This window comes from Tenacibaculum skagerrakense (assembly GCF_004345825.1).
GTDB lineage: Bacteria > Bacteroidota > Bacteroidia > Flavobacteriales > Flavobacteriaceae > Polaribacter > Polaribacter skagerrakensis.
Genome location: NZ_SLXM01000006.1, coordinates 256,067 through 276,542 on the forward strand (window position 1 = coordinate 256,067; position 20,476 = coordinate 276,542).

Genomic DNA, 20,476 nt, shown 5'->3' on the forward strand with positions numbered 1-20,476 from the left:
AACACCTTTTTTTATACCCAATCAATTTTTATATTTTTACACAACACACAAAATAACACAACACAAATGCCTAAAAGAAAAGACCTAAAATCGATTTTAATTATTGGATCAGGGCCAATTGTAATTGGACAAGCATGTGAGTTTGATTATTCTGGTTCACAAGCATTACGTTCTCTTAGAGAAGATGGAATAGAAACGATTTTAATCAATTCTAATCCAGCAACTATTATGACAGATCCATCAATGGCGGATCATGTTTACTTGTTGCCGTTAAAAACAAAGTCATTAATACAAATTCTAAAAGAGCATCCACAAATTGATGCTGTACTTCCAACAATGGGAGGACAGACTGCTTTAAACTTATGTATTGAAGCTGATGAAAAAGGTATTTGGGAAGATTTTGGCGTTGAGATTATAGGTGTTGATATTGATGCTATTAACATAACAGAAGATAGAGAAAAGTTTAGAGAGTTAATGGAGAAAATTGATGTGCCTATGGCGCCTCAAGCTACTGCAACTTCTTATTTAAAAGGAAAAGAAATAGCACAAGAATTTGGTTTTCCATTATGTATTAGAGCATCATTTACTCTAGGAGGAGCTGGAGCTTCGATTGTATATAATGAAGCTGAATTTGAAGAATCATTGACTAGAGGATTGGAAATTTCTCCTATTCACGAGGTAATGATTGATAAAGCGATGATGGGATGGAAAGAGTACGAGTTAGAGTTATTAAGAGATGATAACGATAACGTAGTAATTATCTGTTCTATTGAAAATATGGACCCGATGGGGATTCATACAGGCGACTCTATTACGGTTGCGCCAGCAATGACACTTTCTGATAGAACTTATCAGAAAATGCGTGATATGGCAATTAAAATGATGCGTAGTATTGGAGAATTCGCAGGAGGATGTAATGTGCAGTTTGCAGTTTCTCCAGATGAGAAAGAAGATATTATTGCAATTGAAATCAATCCACGTGTATCTCGTTCTTCGGCATTAGCATCTAAAGCAACTGGATATCCAATTGCAAAGATTGCAGCTAAATTAGCTATCGGATATACCTTAGATGAATTAGATAACCAAATTACTAAATCTACTTCTGCTTTATTTGAGCCAACATTGGATTATGTAATCGTAAAGATTCCTCGTTGGAATTTTGATAAATTCGAAGGTTCAGATAGAACATTAGGGTTACAAATGAAAGCTGTAGGTGAGGTAATGGGAATTGGACGTTCTTTCCAAGAAGCATTACACAAAGCTACTCAATCCTTAGAAATTAAACGAAACGGTTTAGGAGCTGATGGAAAAGGTTATAAAGATTATAATCAAGTTATTGATAAATTAACTCATGCAAGTTGGGATCGTGTATTTGCTATTTACGATGCTATTGCAATGGGAATTCCTCTAAGTAAGATTTATGATATCACTAAAATTGATATGTGGTATTTAAAGCAATATGAGGAATTATTCCACTTAGAGAAAGAAATCTCTAAGTACACAATTGATACTTTAGACCGTGAATTATTATTAGAAGCTAAACAAAAAGGTTACGGTGATCGTCAGATTGCTCATATGTTAGGATGTTTAGAAAGTGAAGTTTATAAGAAACGTGAGGAGTTAAAAATTAAGCGAGTATACAAGTTAGTTGATACTTGTGCTGCTGAATTTAAAGCACAAACTCCATATTATTATTCAACATTCGAAAATGAAGTTGAAACTGCTGATGGAAAAAAGTTACCTGCGAACGAAAGCATTGTTTCAGATAAAAAGAAAATAATAGTTTTAGGTTCTGGACCAAACAGAATTGGTCAGGGTATCGAATTTGATTATTGTTGTGTGCATGGAGTTTATGCTGCTAAAGAATGTGGTTACGAAACGATTATGATTAACTGTAACCCAGAAACTGTTTCTACAGATTTTGATACAGCTGATAAACTATACTTCGAACCAGTATTCTGGGAGCATATCTACGATATTATCAAACACGAAAAACCAGAAGGTGTTATTGTTCAGTTAGGTGGTCAAACGGCTTTAAAGTTAGCTGAAAAGTTAGATAGATATGGTATTCCAATTATCGGAACTAGCTATAAATCACTCGATTTAGCTGAAGATAGAGGAAGTTTCTCAACGTTATTAAAAGATAATAATATTCCGTATCCAAGATTTGGTGTAGCAACAAATGCAGATGAAGCTTTAGCCTTAGCTGATGAATTAGATTTTCCAATTTTAGTGCGTCCATCATACGTATTAGGAGGTCAAGGAATGAAAATTGTAATCAACAAAGAGGAATTATTAGAACACGTAGTAGATTTACTGCGTAAGATTCCAAATAATAAATTACTGTTAGATCACTACTTAGAAGGAGCAATTGAAGCTGAAGCAGATGCAATTTGTGATGGAGAAAATGTGTACATCATTGGAATTATGGAACACATAGAGCCATGTGGTATTCACTCTGGAGATTCTAACGCTACATTACCACCATTTAATTTAGGTGAATTAGTAATGGAACAAATTAGAGAATATACTAAAAAGATAGCTTTAGAATTAAATACGGTAGGTTTAATAAATATTCAATTTGCTATTAAAGATGATAAAGTATACATTATAGAAGCCAACCCAAGAGCATCTAGAACTGTACCTTTTATCGCAAAAGCATACAAAGAGCCTTATGTTAATTATGCAACTAAGGTGATGTTAGGAGAAAAGAAAGTAACTGATTTTGATTTCAATCCACAGTTAGATGGGTATGCAATCAAACAACCAGTTTTCTCTTTTAACAAGTTTCCAAACGTAAACAAAAAACTTGGGCCAGAGATGAAGAGTACTGGAGAGAGTATCTTATTCATCGATAGTTTAAGAGATGATGATTTTTATGAATTATATGCTAGAAGAAAAATGTATTTAAGCAAATAAATTCAAAATTATAGTAGTAAAACTAAAAGCCTAGAGAGATTTCTTTAGGCTTTTTTTTGTTGATTTTTTAACAGAATGTTAACTGGTTGTATATGCAACTAATTAAGGATATAGTCTTAATTTTGTTAGAATTCAATTAAATTAATGGGTTTAGATAAAACATTAGCGCCTTGGTTAGGAAAAACAATGAAAATGATAGACAATCATATTCAAGATATGTTTCATGAATTGAATGTTAGTTTAACTAAAACCCAATGGGTACTTCTTAAAAAACTTCACGAAAAAGATGGGGTTCCTCAGCAAGAACTTGCTTATTTAACAGGTAGAGACAAGACCTCGTTAACAAGATTAATCAATACGATGGAGAAAAAAGGATTAGTAGCAAGAATTCCTTCAAAAACCGATAAAAGAATCAATCATATTTTTCTTACAAAGAAAGGGATTCAGCTATATGATGAAACATTACCCATAATTGAAAACTTTGTTGAATCATTACAAGAAAATATTTCAGAAGAAGAAATTCAATCAACCATAAAAGTCATTCAAAAAGTACAAGAAAATTTAATATCAAAAACTATAAACAGTTGTAGCAACAACTAAATGTAACATATGAGAAAACTAATCATTACCGGAATTGGATTAGCTGTATTAGCTTTATCTTTTTTATTTTCAAAGTATTTAGAAAACAGTAAAGAGAAACCAAAATCAAAAGCAACAAAAATTGAAAAAACGGCTTTTGTTACTGAAGTTAAGAATAAGGAAATTCCTGTTGTTATCACTGCAAATGGAAACTTAATTGCAAAAAATAAAGTTGACATATATTCTGAGGTTCAAGGAGTATTACAAGCTACAGGAAAAGATTTTCGAGTTGGTACACCTTATAAAAAAGGACAAACCTTATTGAAAATTAATAGCCAAGAGTTTTACGCTTCAATTCAATCACAACGAAGTTCTTTGCAAAACTTAATAGCTTCGGTGATGCCAGATTTAAGATTGGATTATCCAGAGTCTTTTCAAACATGGAGTACTTACTTACAAAATTTTAATATAAACTCGAGTTTACAACCCTTACCTGAGCCTAAATCAGATAAAGAGAGATATTTTTTATCAGGAAAAAACATTTATACCTCTTTTTATAATATTAAAAATTTAGAAGTTAGACTAGGTAAGTATAATATTAGAGCTCCATTTGATGGTATTTTGACCGAAGCTTTAGTGACAAACGGTACATTAGTTCGTTCTGGACAAAAGATGGGGGAGTTTATTGATACTTCGGTATTTGAATTACCATTATCGGTTAATGCAGCTTTTGCAGATGTTTTGGTTAATGGAAAAAAAGTTACGTTACACAATCTTGAAAAAACAAAAACTTGGGATGGAGTTGTAACGAGAATCAATGGAAGAATTGATCAAGCTTCTCAAACCGTTACAATTTATATAGAAATTAAAGGAGAAGGATTAAGAGAAGGAATGTATTTAGAGGCTAATGTAGCAACTCAGCCGGTATCTGATGCTATTGAAATCAATAGAAAACTTCTGGTAGAAAATAAATCTGTTTACTTGGTAAAAGACTCTGTTTTAAGTTTGGTGGATATACAACCAGTTCATTTCAAAGAGAATACAGTTGTGGTTAAAGGACTGCTAAATGGTTCTAAATTAGTTGTTAAACCAATTGCCGGAGCTTATTCTGGAATGCCAGTAAAGATTTTTTCAGAAAACGAATCAACTGAAAAATAAATTGTTATGAAAAAAATAATAGCGTATTTTATAAAATATCCGGTTGCTGTAAATATCATAATTATTGCATTTGTAATATTAGGGTATTTTGGTTTTTCAAACTTAAAGTCTTCCTTTTTCCCGCTTACAAGAATCAAATTTATTACTATTAATGTAGTGTATCCAGGAGCGTCACCTCAAGAAATAGAAGAAGGGGTTGTGCTTAAAATAGAGGATAACTTAAAAGGATTGGTAGGAGTAGATAGAATTACATCAACTTCATCAGAAAATGCAGCAAGTATTACTGTTGAGACATTAAAAGAATACGATATTAATGTTGTATTAGCTGATGTAAAGAATGCAGTAGATAAGGTGCCTAATTTTCCAACAGGAATGGAACCGCCAGTTGTTGCAAAAGTTGAGAATATTAGAGAAACGATAAGTTTTGTAGTTACGGGTGATAATATTTCATTGAAATCATTAAAATCAATTGCAAGAGATATAGAAAATGACATACGAAGATTTGATGGAGTTTCGCAGATAGGGATTTCTGGTTATCCTGCAGAAGAAATTGAAATTGCCGTTAATGAAAATTCTTTGTTAGCGTATAATTTAACATTCAATCAAGTAGCAAATGCTGTTGCTAGTTCTAATATTTTAACTACTGGAGGTTCTGTTAAAACTGAAGCTGAAGAGTATTTAATTCGTGCTAATAATAGAGCTTATTACGGAGTGGAATTAGATAACATAGTTGTTAAAGCAGATCCGTCTGGAAGAATTATAAAATTGAAAGATGTAGCAACTGTTAGAGATATTTGGAATGAAACGCCTAACAGAAATTATTATAACGGAAACTTGGCAGTAAGAATGCAAGTTAGTAATACCAATAATGAAGATTTATTATCAACTGCTAAGAAGATTAATGAGTACATAGCTAAGTTCAACAAGGAACACGAGAATTTAAAAATAGAAATCACTAGAGATTCTTCAATTACGTTAAATCAGCGTACTGAATTGCTGTTTAAAAATGCTTGGCAAGGAATGTTACTTGTGATGTTGTTTTTATCGTTGTTTTTAAGACCAAGATTAGCATTTTGGGTAGCCGCTGGGTTACCGGTAGCATTTTTTGGGATGTTCATGTTAGCAGGATATTTTAATATTACTATTAACGTGCTTTCGTTATTTGGGATGATTATCGTTATCGGAATTTTAGTAGATGATGGTATTGTGATATCTGAAAATATTTATCATCATTTTGAAAAAGGTAAAAATCCAATTCGTGCTGCAATAGATGGTACAATGGAAGTAGTACCGCCTATTATATCAGCAATTACTACTACCGTTTTGGCGTTTTCTGTGTTCTTTTTTTTAGATGGAAATATTGGTGAATTTTTTGGAGAAGTAGCAACCGTAGTTGCCCTAACTTTAGTATTATCTTTAGTTGAAGCATTAATTATTTTACCTGCTCACGTCGCACATTCTAAATCCTTAGACAGAAATCAAAAGATTTATAAATTCAACAAATATGCTGAAGATGTAATGGATTTTATGCGTGATAAGTTATATGCTCCAGCGTTAAAATTTGTGTTGGAGTTTAAATTTATTGGTTTGGTAATTCCTATTGCTTTATTAATGATAACGATCGGAGCTTTTAAAGGAGGTATCATTAAAGGTACTTTTTTTCCGTCAATAGCGAGTGATCGTGTTTCTGTAAACCTTACAATGCCACAAGGAACAAATGAGAAAATAACGGATAGTATTATTTCTGTTGTTGAAGAAAAAGTATGGGAAGTAGGGAAGGAGTTTACTCAAAAATATGGTAAAGACGGAGAATCGGTTATTGAAAATGTACTAAAACAAATTGGTCCAGGTTCTGCTCAAGCATCTTTAAGAATTAACTTATTACCTGGTGAAGAGAGGACTTTTGGTTCTCGTGAAATAACAAATGTAATTAGAGATCGAGTAGGTAAAGTGTATGGTGTTGAGTCACTTACTTTTGGTTCTGGAGGAAACTTTGGAGGTAGTCCTGTTTCTGTATCATTGCTTAGTAATAATATCAATGAGTTGAAGGCTGCTAAAGATGAATTGAAAGATGAATTAAAGAAGAACGGAGAACTTAAGGATGTAACAGATAATGATCCTTTAGGAATTAAAGAAATAAAAATTCAATTAAAAGATAATGCCTATTTATTAGGTTTAAGTCTTAATGAAGTAATGTCGCAAGTAAGAAGTGGTTTTTTTGGTAGGCAAGCACAGCGTTTTCAACGAGGACAAGATGAAATTAAAGTTTGGGTACGTTACAATAAAAACGAACGTTCATCTATTAAAAATTTAGATGACATGAGAATAGCTACTCCTTCTGGAAGTCGTGTCCCATTCTCGGAGATTGCTACGTACGAAATAGAACGAGGTGAGATTTCTATTAATCACTTAGATGGTCAAAGAGAAATTAAGGTAGATGCTGATATGAAAGATGCTCAAGCGAGTGCTACAGATGTTTTAGTGGATATTCAAGAGCGAATTATGCCACAAATTAAAGCTAAGTATCCATCAGTTACTGCGCTGTACGAAGGTCAGAATAGAGAGGCTTCAAAGGTATCTAGCTCTGCAGCATTAGTAGGACCAGTTATTTTATTACTTATATACATTGTAATTGTGTTTACTTTCCGTTCATACGGGCAACCGTTTATGTTATTGGTAATGGTGCCTTTCAGTTTGATAGGAGTGGCTTGGGGACATTTAATACATGGTTTTGCTGTTAATATTTTATCATTATTAGGAATTATAGCATTAATTGGTATTATGGTGAATGATGGTTTAGTATTGATTAGTAAGTTTAATGGTTATTTGAAAGAAGGAATGAAGTATGAGGAAGCATTGTTTGCTGCTGGTAAATCAAGATTTAGAGCAATTTTCTTAACTACTATTACTACGGTAGCGGGTTTAGCCCCACTTATTTTTGAAACGAGTAGACAAGCTCAATTTTTAATTCCTATGGCAATATCCATCGCATACGGAATCATGGTAGCTACTCTTTTAACGTTATTAACCTTACCAGTTTTATTATCGATATCAAATTATGCGAAAGTATATTTTTATTGGTTATGGGATGGTGAAAAACCTACTCGAGAGGAAGTTGAAAGAGCAATAAAAGAATTAAAATCAGAAGAGGAAGAATTAGCATAAAAGCAAATCATATGAAAAAACAAATAGTAATTGTACTTGGACTTTTAGCATCGAATTGTACTTTTTATGCCCAAGAAATATTAAGTAAAGAAAAGGCTTTAGAACTTACTCTAGCTAATAATTACGATATACGAGTAACCAAAAATAATGTTGCTACTGCAGAAAATAATAAGAGTATTTACAATAGTGGTTATTTGCCAACCATTACTGGGAATGCAGGGGCAAGATATAGTAACAACGATACAGATATTGAATTTCAAAGCGGAACTGTAAATACTGTTACGGGTGCAGAATCAAAAACGTATAATGCTTCTATAGGTTTAAATTATACAGTTTTTAACGGATTTAATCGGCAAAATGCGTTTAAACGCTTAAAAGAGAGTTATAATTTATCTGAGTTGCAAGCTCGTCAGGTAATGGAAAATACCGTTATTACGTTGTTTATAGCGTATTATGAGGTGGCTAGATTGTCTGAAAATGTAACTACTCAAAAGCAGGCATTAGAAATTTCTAAAGAACGTTTTAAAAGAGCTAAGTATGGTTTTGAATATGGACAAAGTACAAAACTAGAATTATTGAATGCTGAAGTAGATGTTAACAATGATAGTATTACGTATATAGATGTTCGTAGACAGTTAAAAAATGCAAAGCGCGATTTAAATGTAGTCTTAGGTAGGAATGTAAATACGTCTGTAGATGTTGATACTGATGTTTTATATGATGCACAAATTAGTTTAGATAGTATTTTTAGTCAAGCAAAATCTAAAAACGCCAATTTACTTCAGTCTAAGAAAAATATTGAGCTAAGTCGTTTAGACGTTAAAATCAATCAATCGGGTTGGATGCCTAACGTAAGTTTAACAAGTTCGTATGCTTGGAATAAAAATACAGGTGATGCTACCAACGCATTTAGTCCGATTAGTAACACACAAACAGGTGTTAGCGCAGGATTAAATTTAACATGGAATCTTTTTGATGGAGGTAGAACTCAAACCAACGTTGCAAATGCTAAAATAGCGTTAGAAAATCAGGAAATTAGAAAAGAGCAATTGCAAGAACAATTAGAAAGAGATGTTGCTAATGCTTGGGAAACGTATCAGAATAGTTTATTTGCGCTTAAAGCTCAAGAAAGAAATGTAGTAACTAATAAATTAAATTTTGAGCGTTCTAATGAGCGTTATAAGTTAGGACAAATTACTTCAATTGATTTTAGACAAGCTCAAATTAATTTGATAAATGCTGAGTTGAGTAGAAATAATGCAAAATATGTTGCTAAAAATGCAGAGTTGCGTTTGTTTCAACTTTCAGGGGAGCTATTAGATAATAAGAATTTTTAGATATATCTTATAAAATATAAAAAGCCGAAGTATTTACTTCGGCTTTTCTTTTGGTGATTTAATCTATTACCCTTCAATTAAAAGAAGCCACCACCTCCTTGTTTTTCATTGTCATCTCTTCTTCTTCTAGACTTTGCTTTGTTTTTACCACCTCCAAAGTTGTAGTTAAATCCTAAGTAAGCAGTTCTACTTTCCCATTTAAATCTACCATTTTGAGTAAATGGATTGTCTGAAGCGAATTGAAATTGCATTGTGTTAAATATATCGTTAACTCTAAATGTTACGTTTCCTTTCCCATCAAATACAGAGTAGTTAGCTCCTAAGTTTACCATTTTCATTGGATCTACTTTCCACTGAATATCTTGTACAGAACCACGATACATTGCAAACAATTGTAATCTTAATTTCTTTGAAACTGTAAAGCTGTTACTAATTCTTGCGTTAAATACTTCATTTTGTACTTCTAATCTAGGCGCAGATGGATTTGATAAATCTGCTACACCAAATTGCTTTTGTGAGTAGAAATCCATACTAGCATTTGTTCTCCACCATTTTGCAATTTTATAGTTAGATGAAAGCTCAATTCCGTATGCATCTGTATCATCAAAATTTTGGAAAGTTAAAATCTGTCTAACATTATTCGGATCAGCTGGATCTCTAAATGTAACTCTAGAGATTACATCGTTAATATTTCTATAGAAAGTACCTAAAGTGATTGATCCTCCTTTAATTTTTCTTGTATAGTTTACTTCAATAGAGTTTGTAAACTGCGGTAATAAGTTTTCGTTACCTACAGATGTAATTAAAGGCGTACTCCACTCTCTAATCGGATTAACTTGTTGAATGTTTGGTCTATCTACACGTTTACTATAGCTTAACTGAAATTGATTTTTTTCAGATGGGTTATAGGTAAAGAATGCAGAAGGATAGATTGTAAAAATATCATCTGTAACTCTTTCTGTACCTACTGTCTCAACATTAAAAATTCCTTCAATATTAAATTGCTCTAATCTTGCACCTAACTGCATAGTAACTTTTCCAAATGTATGTCCATAGTTAGCGTATCCAGAGAAAATTTTTCTATCGTAGCTAAATGAAGAGTTATTAAAGTTAGTTTGGTCAGTTATGTTGGTGTTGTCAGTTCCGTCTTCGCGGTACTCAAGACCTAATTCTAATTTACCCTTTTCAGAAATAGGATTCGTATAATCTAAATTGATTAATATATTATGACGCTCGTTATTAATATCATTGAAATAATTTAACTCACCATCATTTGGATTTAACAAGTCATTGTTAACTAATAACTGCGGAGAATCATTTAAAGAGTATGTAGATTCAAACTCAATATTATGTCCTTTCTTTTCAAAATCATGCTTATAATTTACATTATACGTTTGGTTATGACTGTTGTTATCTTGTGTGTTTGGAGCGTTACTAACTAAATTGTTAGAAGCATCCGATACTAAAACACGTCCATTTGCACCATTGTCAGACCAGTTTTGAGTGGTATAAAAAGAAAAAGTGTTTTTGTCATCAATGTAAACGTCTGCTCCAATTTTAAATAAATGAGATTCATTTTCATTAATGAATAAGAAATCTTGGAAATTTACACCATCTCTATTAATGAAACCAAAGTTAAATCTGTCTCCACCATTGAAACCATAGTTACCAAAAAAGTTTACGCTTCCTGTTTTGTAGTTCATATTTGTTGAAGCATTATAACGAACGTAATGTCCAGTTTCAATACCTGTATTTAATGAACCATTAAAGCCCATATTGGCATTCTTATTCAAAATAATATTGATAATTCCGCTCATGCCTTCTGGGTTATATTTTGCAGAAGGATTAGTAATCAATTCAATACTCTTAATTGATGAAGATGGTAATTGACGTAATAACTGTGCTACAGGAATATTAGTTGGTCTTCCATCTATCAAAACACGTACATTTTCGTTTCCACGTAAGCTAATGTTTCCAGTTTGGCTATCAACACTTACAGATTGTACATTGTTTAATAGTTCAGATGCAGTTGCACCAGCAGATGTTAAATCTTTTCCAACATTGATTACTTTACGATCTACTTTTTGTACTACAGTAGAGGTTTCTGCTCTAACTTCAACTTCATCAAGTGTAGTAGCGTTTTCTTCTAATGCAATTGTTCCTAGATCAATATTTCTACTTTTATTACTAATTGTAATTTCTCTGCTGATTGTTTTGTATCCAATAAATTGAATTTCAACAAAGCTTTTTCCTTCTGGTACTTGTGTAACACTGAAATCACCTTTTTCATCAGTAATTCCTCCTGTTAATACTTTTTTAGCAGTATCTCTAATAATAATATTTACATATGGTAATGGCTTTTTTGATAGTTTGTCGATAACTTTTCCAGAAATTTTTCCTGGTCTGGGCAAGTTTTCTTTTTTCATTTGTGCGAATGTACTGGTACTTATAGCTAAAACCAGTAATAGTAAAATTCTTCTCATCTCTTATGTTGTTTATTGTAGTTCTTCAATGCATAAAAGACTACGAGAAGATACGTTTTGTTACCTCGTTTAACATTGTTTAACGAATTCTTAACTAAAAACGAATTTATAAGAAGAAAGGATTTTAAACGTGAGCAGGAATATTTGTAGTGCAAGTATAAACTTCACCAACCCTTGCCAAATCTACGTTTTCGAATACAGTTTGCGCCTCCTCTTTAAAGCATTCAACATCCGAATATCGACTAGAATAATGTCCAATAATTAATTTTCCAACATTTGCATTTTTAGCAATAGTGGCAGCTTGTTCTGCTGTAGAATGTTTTGTTTTTTCACAAAGATGTTCTAACTCTTTTAAAAAGGTAGCTTCATGATATAATACATCAACGTCTTTGATTATTGGAACAATATCTGGTTTAAACATTGTGTCGCTACAAAAAGCAAAACTTTTTGGCTTTTCTGGAGCTATAGTTAATTCTTCATTAGCAATAATTTCTCCAGAGCTTAGCATAAAATCTTTACCTGCTTTTAAATTATGATAATCACAGATTTCAATTTCATCATATTGTTTTATGTTATCAATATGTAAGTTTCTCGATTTCGGCTTTTCTTTAAAAAGATAACCATTTGTATATACTCTGTGATTCAAAGGAATAGTATAAACAGCAACTTTATCATCTTCAAAAATTAACTCACTTTTATGTGAAGTCAACTCATGAAAAACAATATTATATTTCACATGAGACATAGATAATTTTAACTGAAGTTCAGTAACCTGTTTGATACCTTTAGGTCCGAATATATGTAAATCTTTTTCTCGATTTAATATTCCGAAAGTAGAGAGTAAACCAATTAATCCAAAAAAATGATCACCATGCAAATGAGAAATAAAAATATGATTGATTTTTGAAAAACCAACTTTATACTTTCGCATTTGACGTTGTGTACCTTCTCCACAGTCTATCAAGAAATGTCTGTTATTTATTTCTAGATATTGAGATGTTGGATGTGCATTTACTCTTGGTGTTGCCGAATGACAACCTAACACTGTTAATTTTAAACTCATCTAATTACAAAACGTTTAGAAATCACTTCATTTCCAGTTTGAATTGCGTAGATGTACATGCCTGAGCTTAAATCATTTCTCTTAAAAGGAAGTTCATTAAGTCCTTTTTGAGCATTGATTTTCTTGGTAAAAACTGTTTTTCCAAGTACATTTCTAACGCTAATTAAAACTTCTTGTTGGGTAGTTGAGTTAAAAGTTATGGTTGTAGAATTAAAAAAAGGGTTTGGTGATGCCACCAATTTATTCACTGATTTTTCTTGTGAAAAAACCACTGAAGCACATAATACAGTAAGGATAAAAAGTAGTTTTTTTATCATAATAAAAGGGGATATTATTTGTTAAAAACCTAAATCTCTCTGGATATTTTCCATTTCTAACACATCTTCTGCTTCTTGTAAAGTAGGAACTATGTTAAAAGTCTCAGGGAAATTATCCACGTCAACATTCTGATATACAACTACAAAAGTTGTGCCGCTTTCCTGATGTATATCAGCACTTTCCAAAAATAACGAAATTTCTTCCTCATTTGCAAGTAGATTCGATGAAATGTTAATAATCACATTATTTTCAGTTAATTCTACATGTTTATCTGCAAATAAATTATAAAATTCTGAAAAAGAATTTTCTTCAGAACTAATGAGAACGTATCCCTCTTTGTATTCGGTTTTCATGTTTTTATCTTTTTATTTGTTGCGCTAACAAATAAATCACAGCCATTCTTACCGCCACACCATTTTCAACCTGATTAAGAATAATAGACTGCTTACTATCAGCTACATCACTTGTTAATTCTACACCTCTGTTTATAGGTCCTGGGTGCATTATAACAATATCTTTGCCAATATTATCAAGAATCTCTTGATTGATTCCAAAAAGCTGTGTGTATTCTCTTGTAGAAGGAAAGTATTTAATATCCATTCTTTCGTGTTGAACACGTAAAACATTGGCTACATCACACCATTCTAGTGCTTTTTTAAGGTTGGTTTCCACTTCAACTCCTAAACTTGAAATATACCTAGGAATTAAAGTAGTTGGTCCACATACTTTTACTTGTGCACCTTGCAATTGCAGCGCGAAAATATTTGATAAGGCAACTCTAGAATGTAAAATATCTCCTACAATCACTATTTTTTTCCCCTTTAAATCAGAATTTAATGCTTCTCGCATTGAAAAACTATCTAATAAAGCTTGAGTAGGATGTTCGTGAGTACCATCACCAGCATTGATAATTTTAGCATCTACATGTTTTGACAAGAAAACTCCTGCACCTACATTTCCATGACGCATAACAACAATATCAACTTTCATTGATAAAATGTTGTTAACCGTATCTATAAGTGTTTCACCTTTTTTAACAGAAGATTGTCCAGCCGAGAAGTTAATAACATCTGCTGATAAACGTTTTTCTGCTAACTCAAAAGATAATTTTGTACGGGTACTATTTTCAAAGAATAGATTAGCAATTGTGATATCTCTTAAAGAAGGTACCTTTTTAATTGGTCTATTGATAACTTCTTTAAAGTGAGTAGCAGTTTCAAAAATAAGATCTAAATCATTTTTGTTAAGATACTTTATGCCTAATAAATGTTCTACACTTAACTGCTTCATTATTAATCGTTCTTAGATAGTTTGGATACTAAGTATATTTGGTCTTTAGAATGTGTGTCTTTCCAGTTTACTACTACTTTTTCTTCATTGATAGCATCTACCTGTCTTCCTCTGTAGTTAGGCTGAATTGGTAAATGTCTACTAAACCTTCTGTCAATTAAAACTAATAGCTCAATACTAACAGGTCTTCCAAAAGCTTGTAAGGCTGTTAATGCAGCTCTTACACTTCTTCCTGAGTATAAAACATCATCAATAATCACAACCTTTTGATTCTCTATTAGAAAATCGATTTTTGTTGGTGTTGCTTCTAAAGGTTCATCTTTTCTTCTAAAATCGTCACGATAAAAAGTAATATCTAACAATCCTAATTTTAGATTTTTAATATTGTAATCTTCAATTAAAATCTTTTTTAAACGTTCTGCTAAAAAAGTACCACGAGGCTGTAATCCAATTAAAACGGTATTAGAAAAGTCGTTATGATTTTCGATTAACTGACAAGCTAGTCGATGCAGAATGATTTCAATTTCTTTAGACGTAAGTAGTGTTTTTCTGCTCATTTTATGCTATCAATTTACATGATAGTTCCAAAATTCAAAAGTAGTACAAAAATGATTGAAGGCAAAATTAAAGTGCTGGAAACATTCAGGTAAATGAATAAAATTATCTTTACATTTGCCATCTTTTAGAAAAGTCCGGAGTAATTATGATGAAATACATTAAAAATAAGAAGATTAACATTAAAGATGATACATTGGCAGGAATCACAGTTTCTTTAGCTATGATTCCTGAAGTAGTTGCTTTTGCCTTTGTAGCACAAATTAGTCCAATTGTAGCTTTATTCGGAGCTTTTGTAGTTGGATTGATATCTGCAATGTTTGGAGGAAGACCAGGATTGATATCTGGAGCAGCTGGTGCTGTGGCAGTAATTTTTGTAACTATGATACAAGAAGGTCATGCCAAAGGATTGCTGTTTGATCAACCTATTGAAAATATGGGATATTTCTATTTGTTAGCCGCTGTAGTTTTGATGGGAGTTATTCAAGTAGTTGCTGGGTTATTTAAACTAGGAAAGTTTGTGCGCTTGATTCCACATCCCGTAATGATGGGGTTTGTAAATGGTTTAGCCATTGTAATATTTTTGGCTCAATTAGGAATGTTCAAAGAAAACAAGAAAGATGTTTTCGGGCAGAACATGCGAAAAACAACTTCTAAAGAATTAATTTATAATGTAAATAATAATGAAGTTAAAGATCTAATTTCTGATACTGTTTTATTTACCATTGATGGCAATTCAGTTATTAATACTACGACAAATACTAAAGCTTTTACAATTTCAGAAGGACAAGTATTTGATATAAATTCAAAAAAAGTTGTTTTTAATGTTGGAGAGGAAGGTTTTTATGCGGTTAAGGATAGTGGAGTAGTAAAAACGTTAATGCAAGGAAATAGGTTATATACAATGATAGGTTTGGTATTATTAACCATGTTAATTGTTTGGGGATTACCTAAACTTACCAAAAAGGTTCCTGCAGCCTTAACAGCTATATTAATTGTAACCTTTGTTTCTATTGTTTTCGGATTAAACTCAATTAATGTTGGAGATTTTATTAGAGATGGAGGAGGAGCAGGTTTAAATGGAATTGATGAAATCTCTAAAAAATTGAATTTAGTTGATTTATGGAGCAACTTACCATTTAATTTAGACACGTTAAAGTTTATAGCACCGTACGCTTTTTTAGCAGCTTCAGTTGGATTGATAGAAACATTAATGACCATGAATTTAGTGGATGAACTGACTGATTCTAGAGGTAATGGAAATAAAGAATGTGTAGCTCAAGGAGCTGGAAATATAGTAAGTGGTTTGTTTGGAGGTACAGGAGGTTGTGGAATGATTGGACAAACGGTAATTAATATCAATGCCGGTGGAAGAGGAAGATTATCTGGAGTTACTATGGCAGTTACGTTATTAATCTTTATTCTTTTTGCAGATAAGTACATCGAGCAAGTTCCTATTGCAGCTTTAGTGGGAGTAATGTTTATGATGGTAATCGAAACTTTTGCTTGGTCTAGTTTTAGAATTATAAAAAAGATTCCTATAGCGGATGCTTGTGTATTAGTTATTGTCTCTGCAGTTACTGTATTTTTTGATTTAGCTATCGCAGTTTTTGTGGGTGTAATTATATCAGCATTGTCTTTTGCTTGGGAAAACGCTAGAATGATTAGAGCTCGTAAGCGTTTTAAACCAGATGGAACTAAAGTTTATGAGATATGGGGACCTTTATTCTTCGGAAGTATTACTGCTTTCAATGAGAAATTTGATATTAAAAATGATCCTGAAAATGTAGAAATTGATTTTGTTGAAAGTAGAATTTCAGACCATTCAGCGTTAGAAGCTTTGTTTGTATTGGTTGAGAAGTATCAAGAAGCCGGTAAATCTATCAAATTAAAACATTTAAGTGAAGATTGTAAAGTGTTGATGTATAAAGCGAGTGAGAAGTTTCATGATGTTATAGTAGAAGACGTAGATGATCCAAGATATCATTTAGCAGCAAATCCTGAAGCGTTTCCAAAACCTTTACATGAATATAAATTTTAAATAAAAACTCCTGAGAAATCAGGAGTTTTTATTTTTTGAATATCCATATATCTTGTTGTGGTTTCCCGTTTGTCGTTTCACCAGGGATGTGTTTTAAAACTTCAAAATTAGTTTGCTTAGCAATACCTGTCATAAAAGGCGTTGGTTGATAAGAGGAAAATAATCGATTTCCTTCTTTCTTAAAATCATGTACAATTAATTCTCCTAAATTGTATTTTACCAATTCTTTTTCAGTTAGTTTAAAACTATGAACATTACCATGTGTAGTTATAAATAGAATTCCATCGGGTTTTAAAACACGATATAATTCTTCAAACCATTTATAGTGCTGTTCTAGTGATAGGTGTGTGAAAATTGAAATACCATATACTACATCGAACTTTTCATTTTCGTAAATTAAAGGAGGAGTTACTTTGTTGTGTTGAAACTTAATGTTTTTTAAGTTTTCGGAACACCATTTTACATATTTTTGGTTATAGTCACACCCAAAATATTGATTGCTATTCCCAGCAATTTTAGGTAAATGTCTTAACACTCTTCCTGTACCGCAGCCCCAATCAAGAAAAGAAATATTTTCAATTTTTTTGAACTGAGAAATATGGTTGTATAACCATTTAGCTGTTGGAATTCCATTAGTATAAAACTTTTCATAATGTAATTGAAAGGTCTCATATATGTAAAAATCAGGAGGAAGTTTTACATCTGGATTCAGTTTTTTAAATACTCTATTGCTCTTTCTATTTTTAAATTTTTGTCGATAAAAGTTAATTTGCTCTACAAGCGTCAGTACATTAATTCTAGCCAAAAAACGTTTAATCACAATTTTTTTCATGATTATTTTTGAATTTTAAAAACAGGCAATCTCATATGTGCTGGTTCATAATGTGGAGTTTGCATATAGATCCAATTTAATTGCATTACAGAACTTTTAGCAAAGGTAGTATCTGTTTTAATTTTAGCTTCAAATTCAGCTTTTATTAATGGATTTTTACTTAAAAAATCTTCGGCCTTGTCTTCAAAGACATAAGGAGAAAATCCTTCTTTACGTTGTAAAATAGTATCAAAGAAATTCCAATTAAAGAAACTGTCAACAGCTTCTGCTTCTAGTGTTTCTAATAAGTATCTAATTCCATTTTGATTGGTTGGAATCAAATAATCTCCTTCTAAGAATTGTATCTCTTCTAAAGAAGATTCTATTTCTGTATTGTAGTGTAAATAATGTCCTTCAAAAGGATTACTTACAGTTTTAAACGATTTAATGTGTTGTACTTCAACAGTAATAATAGTATCGTTTTTTAAACGAGTAAATTCAATATTGTTGTTTTGTAACCTGTCAATTACTTTACACCAACCTTGAGGAATAAGATAAGCTTTTGGTATGGTAACTTCTTTTGTAGTTATAAAATTATTAAAGTAATTAACTTCTTTTTCAAATGGCTTGGTTTTGTCGTAAAACAAACGTTTTCCATTGGTCACTTTACTATCAATATAGCTTCCTTCATATCCTTTAAAATTGAATTTTGTAGGATTATCTCTGTTAACTGCAAATTGAATTGGATATGTTTTGTTTTCGACGATTTTTTCTACAGCTTTGGCTCTTAAATCTTTTATTTTCGTTGAGTTTTCTTCTGTAAAATCTAACATAGAAAAAAGTAACTCATAAGTTTGTTCAACTCTTATTTTATAGGGTTTTAACATATGTGTTTCTACCATCATTCCAAAAGTGTTGAAGAGCGTAGTGTAACCTGTAGAGTAACGTGGTGAATCCATAAATTGCGACCAACCTTTATCTGGTGTTGTTCCCCAAACATTTACATACGGAGTAATAGCAATTCCTTTTTTATTTAATGAATTTTCTAAATAAGGACGAATTTCATTTTCTAAATAAGTTCCTAAATCACCACCAAATTTGTTATGCTGCGTAAATAAATGTGTAATTGCATATTGATAATCTGCACCATTACTTACATGATTGTCAATAAAGACATCAGGATTTACAGCATGGAAAATTTCTGAAAAAGACTGTGCGTTTTTAGTGTCTTGCTTAATAAAATCTCTGTTCAAGTCAAAGTTTCTAGCATTACCTCTAAATCCATATTCTTTAGGACCATTTTGATTTGCTCTTGTATGAGAATTTCTATTCAAGGCACCTCCAATATTGTAAACTGGAATCACACAAATTAATGAGTTTTTATATACTTTTTTTAAAGAATCGCTTTGAACTATATTCCTAAGTAATAACATTGAGGCGTCAATTCCATCCGATTCTCCGGGATGAATTCCGTTGTTGATTAAAATTCTATTCTTTTTAGATGTTTTAATCTCGTTTTTATTGGTTTTTCCATCTGTGTTAAATACTATTAAGTGTAACGGATTACCACTATCAGTTTTTCCAAATTCTAACATAGAAATTTCAGAATAACTATCAGATAGATCTTTGTAATAAGAAGTTACTTCTTTATAAGTAGGAGTTTCAGTACCTTCTGATTTTTCAAATAAAGTAGTGAAATCTGTTTCTTTTTTTTGATTACAAGAAACTACTATTAAAAGTGAAAGTATTAAAAGTTTTTTCATTTATTCTATGTTATATTTTATCGGTAAAGTATAACCAACTTTAACTTTTTGTCCTCTCATTACACCAGGTCTCCATTTTTTTAAAAGTTTAACAACTCTTACAGCTTCTTTATCACAAGGTTCACAAAGTTTTTTGGTTACATTAATATCAGATATTTCTCCATTTTTATTTATTTTGAAAGAGACAAGAATTCTACCAGAAATTTTATTTTTAAAAGCATATTCAGGAACTTTAAAATGTTTAATCACATGTTTTCGGATTCCATTGTTACCATTAGGATAATATGGTGTTATAAAAGTTTCTTTATAAGTGTATTCTTTTCCTTTTTCATCCCAGCTGGTGCCTTTTTTTAATTTCCCTTTTTTGTAGTACTCTTCATAATTTTTCCTTTCATTGGTAAATTTCACGAATTTACCATGCTTTTTTCTGTTTTTGAAAAAACCTTTTTTAATAACTGAGTCGTTTTTAAATTCATAAGTTCCGTTTCCATTAGTAACGGTTTTTTTACCAGTTCTGTCCCAAAAAGATATCATTTCAGATTCTTTTCGTTTTTCAGAAACTGTCGATGGATAATAGAATTCTTCAGACATGATTTTTCCATCTTCATACCAGAAAGTCCATTTTCCAGATTTTAAACCATGTTCTAGCTTTCCTTCAGAAGATTTTTTGCCATTGGTATGAAAGAATGTTTTTAGATAATCTCCTCCTTTAATATTAGGGTATAAAGTGTGATAAACTGAATGCTTAATAAAATCTTTTTGATCTTTATTTTCTTTATACTCAATCATCTTATATAATTTTTTTCCTTCTATATAGATAGAATCAATAAAAACTGAATAAGAGTCATAATTCGATTTGAGATTCAGATTTCCTTTATTGAAATATATAGTGTCTCCAGCTTTAAAAGTTATATTTTCCTGAGCAAAAGAATTGAAAATAAATAAATAAGTTATAGTTCCGAATAAAATTGACTTTTTCATAAAATTTAGTTTG

General features: G+C 31.4%; 15 protein-coding genes. 6 read left to right on the top strand and 9 right to left on the bottom strand.

What is annotated here, in order from left to right:
* Positions 1-66: 66 nt before the first annotated feature.
* The 5 genes from carB (at position 67) to EV195_RS11450 (ending at position 9,158) form a co-directional block, all read left to right on the top strand.
* Positions 67-2,919, top strand: coding sequence for a carbamoyl-phosphate synthase large subunit (carB, locus tag EV195_RS11430; protein ID WP_132795083.1), 2,853 nt, complete (start codon positions 67-69; stop codon positions 2,917-2,919).
* 144 nt (positions 2,920-3,063) lie between these two features.
* Positions 3,064-3,519 (top strand): MarR family winged helix-turn-helix transcriptional regulator, encoded by a 456-nt coding sequence (locus EV195_RS11435; RefSeq protein WP_132795084.1) that lies wholly within the window; start codon positions 3,064-3,066, stop codon positions 3,517-3,519.
* Positions 3,520-3,528: 9 nt separating this feature from the next.
* Positions 3,529-4,656, top strand: coding sequence for an efflux RND transporter periplasmic adaptor subunit (locus tag EV195_RS11440; protein ID WP_132795085.1), 1,128 nt, complete (start codon positions 3,529-3,531; stop codon positions 4,654-4,656).
* Between the two features lie 6 nt (positions 4,657-4,662).
* Positions 4,663-7,821 (top strand): efflux RND transporter permease subunit, encoded by a 3,159-nt coding sequence (locus tag EV195_RS11445; RefSeq protein ID WP_132795086.1) that lies wholly within the window; start codon positions 4,663-4,665, stop codon positions 7,819-7,821.
* 11 nt (positions 7,822-7,832) lie between these two features.
* Positions 7,833-9,158, top strand: a complete 1,326-nt coding sequence (locus EV195_RS11450; protein WP_132795087.1) for a TolC family protein — start codon at positions 7,833-7,835, stop codon at positions 9,156-9,158.
* Positions 9,159-9,235: 77 nt separating this feature from the next.
* On the opposite strand, the gene EV195_RS11455 is transcribed toward EV195_RS11450, so the two are convergent.
* The 6 genes from EV195_RS11455 to pyrR all read right to left on the bottom strand — a co-directional run bounded on the left by EV195_RS11455 (position 9,236) and on the right by pyrR (position 14,869).
* Positions 9,236-11,641: a TonB-dependent receptor domain-containing protein gene (locus tag EV195_RS11455; RefSeq protein WP_132795088.1), complete on the bottom strand. Its 2,406-nt coding sequence runs from the start codon at positions 11,639-11,641 to the stop codon at positions 9,236-9,238.
* Positions 11,642-11,765: 124 nt separating this feature from the next.
* Positions 11,766-12,704 (bottom strand): ribonuclease Z, encoded by a 939-nt coding sequence (locus EV195_RS11460; protein WP_132795089.1) that lies wholly within the window; start codon positions 12,702-12,704, stop codon positions 11,766-11,768.
* Positions 12,701-13,021, bottom strand: a complete 321-nt coding sequence (locus tag EV195_RS11465) for a T9SS type A sorting domain-containing protein (protein ID WP_132795090.1) — start codon at positions 13,019-13,021, stop codon at positions 12,701-12,703. The genes EV195_RS11460 and EV195_RS11465 overlap by 4 nt, the downstream gene beginning before the upstream one ends.
* Positions 13,022-13,042: 21 nt before the next feature.
* Positions 13,043-13,375 (bottom strand): hypothetical protein, encoded by a 333-nt coding sequence (locus EV195_RS11470; RefSeq protein ID WP_132795091.1) that lies wholly within the window; start codon positions 13,373-13,375, stop codon positions 13,043-13,045.
* Positions 13,376-13,379: 4 nt separating this feature from the next.
* On the bottom strand, positions 13,380-14,312 hold the full coding sequence (locus EV195_RS11475) for an aspartate carbamoyltransferase catalytic subunit (RefSeq protein ID WP_132795092.1): 933 nt from the start codon (positions 14,310-14,312) through the stop codon (positions 13,380-13,382).
* A 2-nt stretch (positions 14,313-14,314) separates the two neighbouring features.
* Positions 14,315-14,869: a bifunctional pyr operon transcriptional regulator/uracil phosphoribosyltransferase PyrR gene (gene pyrR, locus EV195_RS11480; protein ID WP_132795093.1), complete on the bottom strand. Its 555-nt coding sequence runs from the start codon at positions 14,867-14,869 to the stop codon at positions 14,315-14,317.
* Positions 14,870-15,015: 146 nt separating this feature from the next.
* Between pyrR and EV195_RS11485 the strand changes: the two genes are divergently transcribed.
* Positions 15,016-16,908, top strand: a complete 1,893-nt coding sequence (locus EV195_RS11485; RefSeq protein ID WP_132795094.1) for a SulP family inorganic anion transporter — start codon at positions 15,016-15,018, stop codon at positions 16,906-16,908.
* A gap of 28 nt (positions 16,909-16,936) precedes the next feature.
* On the opposite strand, the gene EV195_RS11490 is transcribed toward EV195_RS11485, so the two are convergent.
* From EV195_RS11490 to EV195_RS11500, 3 genes are read right to left on the bottom strand one after another with little or no spacing between them, the layout of a single operon-like run.
* Positions 16,937-17,740, bottom strand: a complete 804-nt coding sequence (locus EV195_RS11490; protein WP_132795095.1) for a class I SAM-dependent methyltransferase — start codon at positions 17,738-17,740, stop codon at positions 16,937-16,939.
* A gap of 2 nt (positions 17,741-17,742) precedes the next feature.
* Positions 17,743-19,482 (bottom strand): M14 family metallopeptidase, encoded by a 1,740-nt coding sequence (locus EV195_RS11495; protein ID WP_132795096.1) that lies wholly within the window; start codon positions 19,480-19,482, stop codon positions 17,743-17,745.
* Entirely contained in the window at positions 19,483-20,463 is a 981-nt protein-coding gene (locus tag EV195_RS11500) for an energy transducer TonB (protein ID WP_132795097.1), read from the bottom strand.
* Positions 20,464-20,476: the final 13 nt, after the last annotated feature.

Coding starts and splice junctions, on each gene's coding strand:
- EV195_RS11495 (WP_132795096.1), bottom strand. CDS start 19,482: ATGAAAAAACTTTTAATACTTTCACTTTTAATAGTAGTTTCTTGTAAT.
- EV195_RS11450 (WP_132795087.1), top strand. CDS start 7,833: ATGAAAAAACAAATAGTAATTGTACTTGGACTTTTAGCATCGAATTGT.
- EV195_RS11435 (WP_132795084.1), top strand. CDS start 3,064: ATGGGTTTAGATAAAACATTAGCGCCTTGGTTAGGAAAAACAATGAAA.
- EV195_RS11490 (WP_132795095.1), bottom strand. CDS start 17,740: ATGAAAAAAATTGTGATTAAACGTTTTTTGGCTAGAATTAATGTACTG.
- EV195_RS11465 (WP_132795090.1), bottom strand. CDS start 13,021: ATGATAAAAAAACTACTTTTTATCCTTACTGTATTATGTGCTTCAGTG.
- pyrR (WP_132795093.1), bottom strand. CDS start 14,869: ATGAGCAGAAAAACACTACTTACGTCTAAAGAAATTGAAATCATTCTG.
- EV195_RS11440 (WP_132795085.1), top strand. CDS start 3,529: ATGAGAAAACTAATCATTACCGGAATTGGATTAGCTGTATTAGCTTTA.
- carB (WP_132795083.1), top strand. CDS start 67: ATGCCTAAAAGAAAAGACCTAAAATCGATTTTAATTATTGGATCAGGG.
- EV195_RS11485 (WP_132795094.1), top strand. CDS start 15,016: ATGATGAAATACATTAAAAATAAGAAGATTAACATTAAAGATGATACA.
- EV195_RS11470 (WP_132795091.1), bottom strand. CDS start 13,375: ATGAAAACCGAATACAAAGAGGGATACGTTCTCATTAGTTCTGAAGAA.
- EV195_RS11460 (WP_132795089.1), bottom strand. CDS start 12,704: ATGAGTTTAAAATTAACAGTGTTAGGTTGTCATTCGGCAACACCAAGA.
- EV195_RS11455 (WP_132795088.1), bottom strand. CDS start 11,641: ATGAGAAGAATTTTACTATTACTGGTTTTAGCTATAAGTACCAGTACA.
- EV195_RS11500 (WP_132795097.1), bottom strand. CDS start 20,463: ATGAAAAAGTCAATTTTATTCGGAACTATAACTTATTTATTTATTTTC.
- EV195_RS11445 (WP_132795086.1), top strand. CDS start 4,663: ATGAAAAAAATAATAGCGTATTTTATAAAATATCCGGTTGCTGTAAAT.
- EV195_RS11475 (WP_132795092.1), bottom strand. CDS start 14,312: ATGAAGCAGTTAAGTGTAGAACATTTATTAGGCATAAAGTATCTTAAC.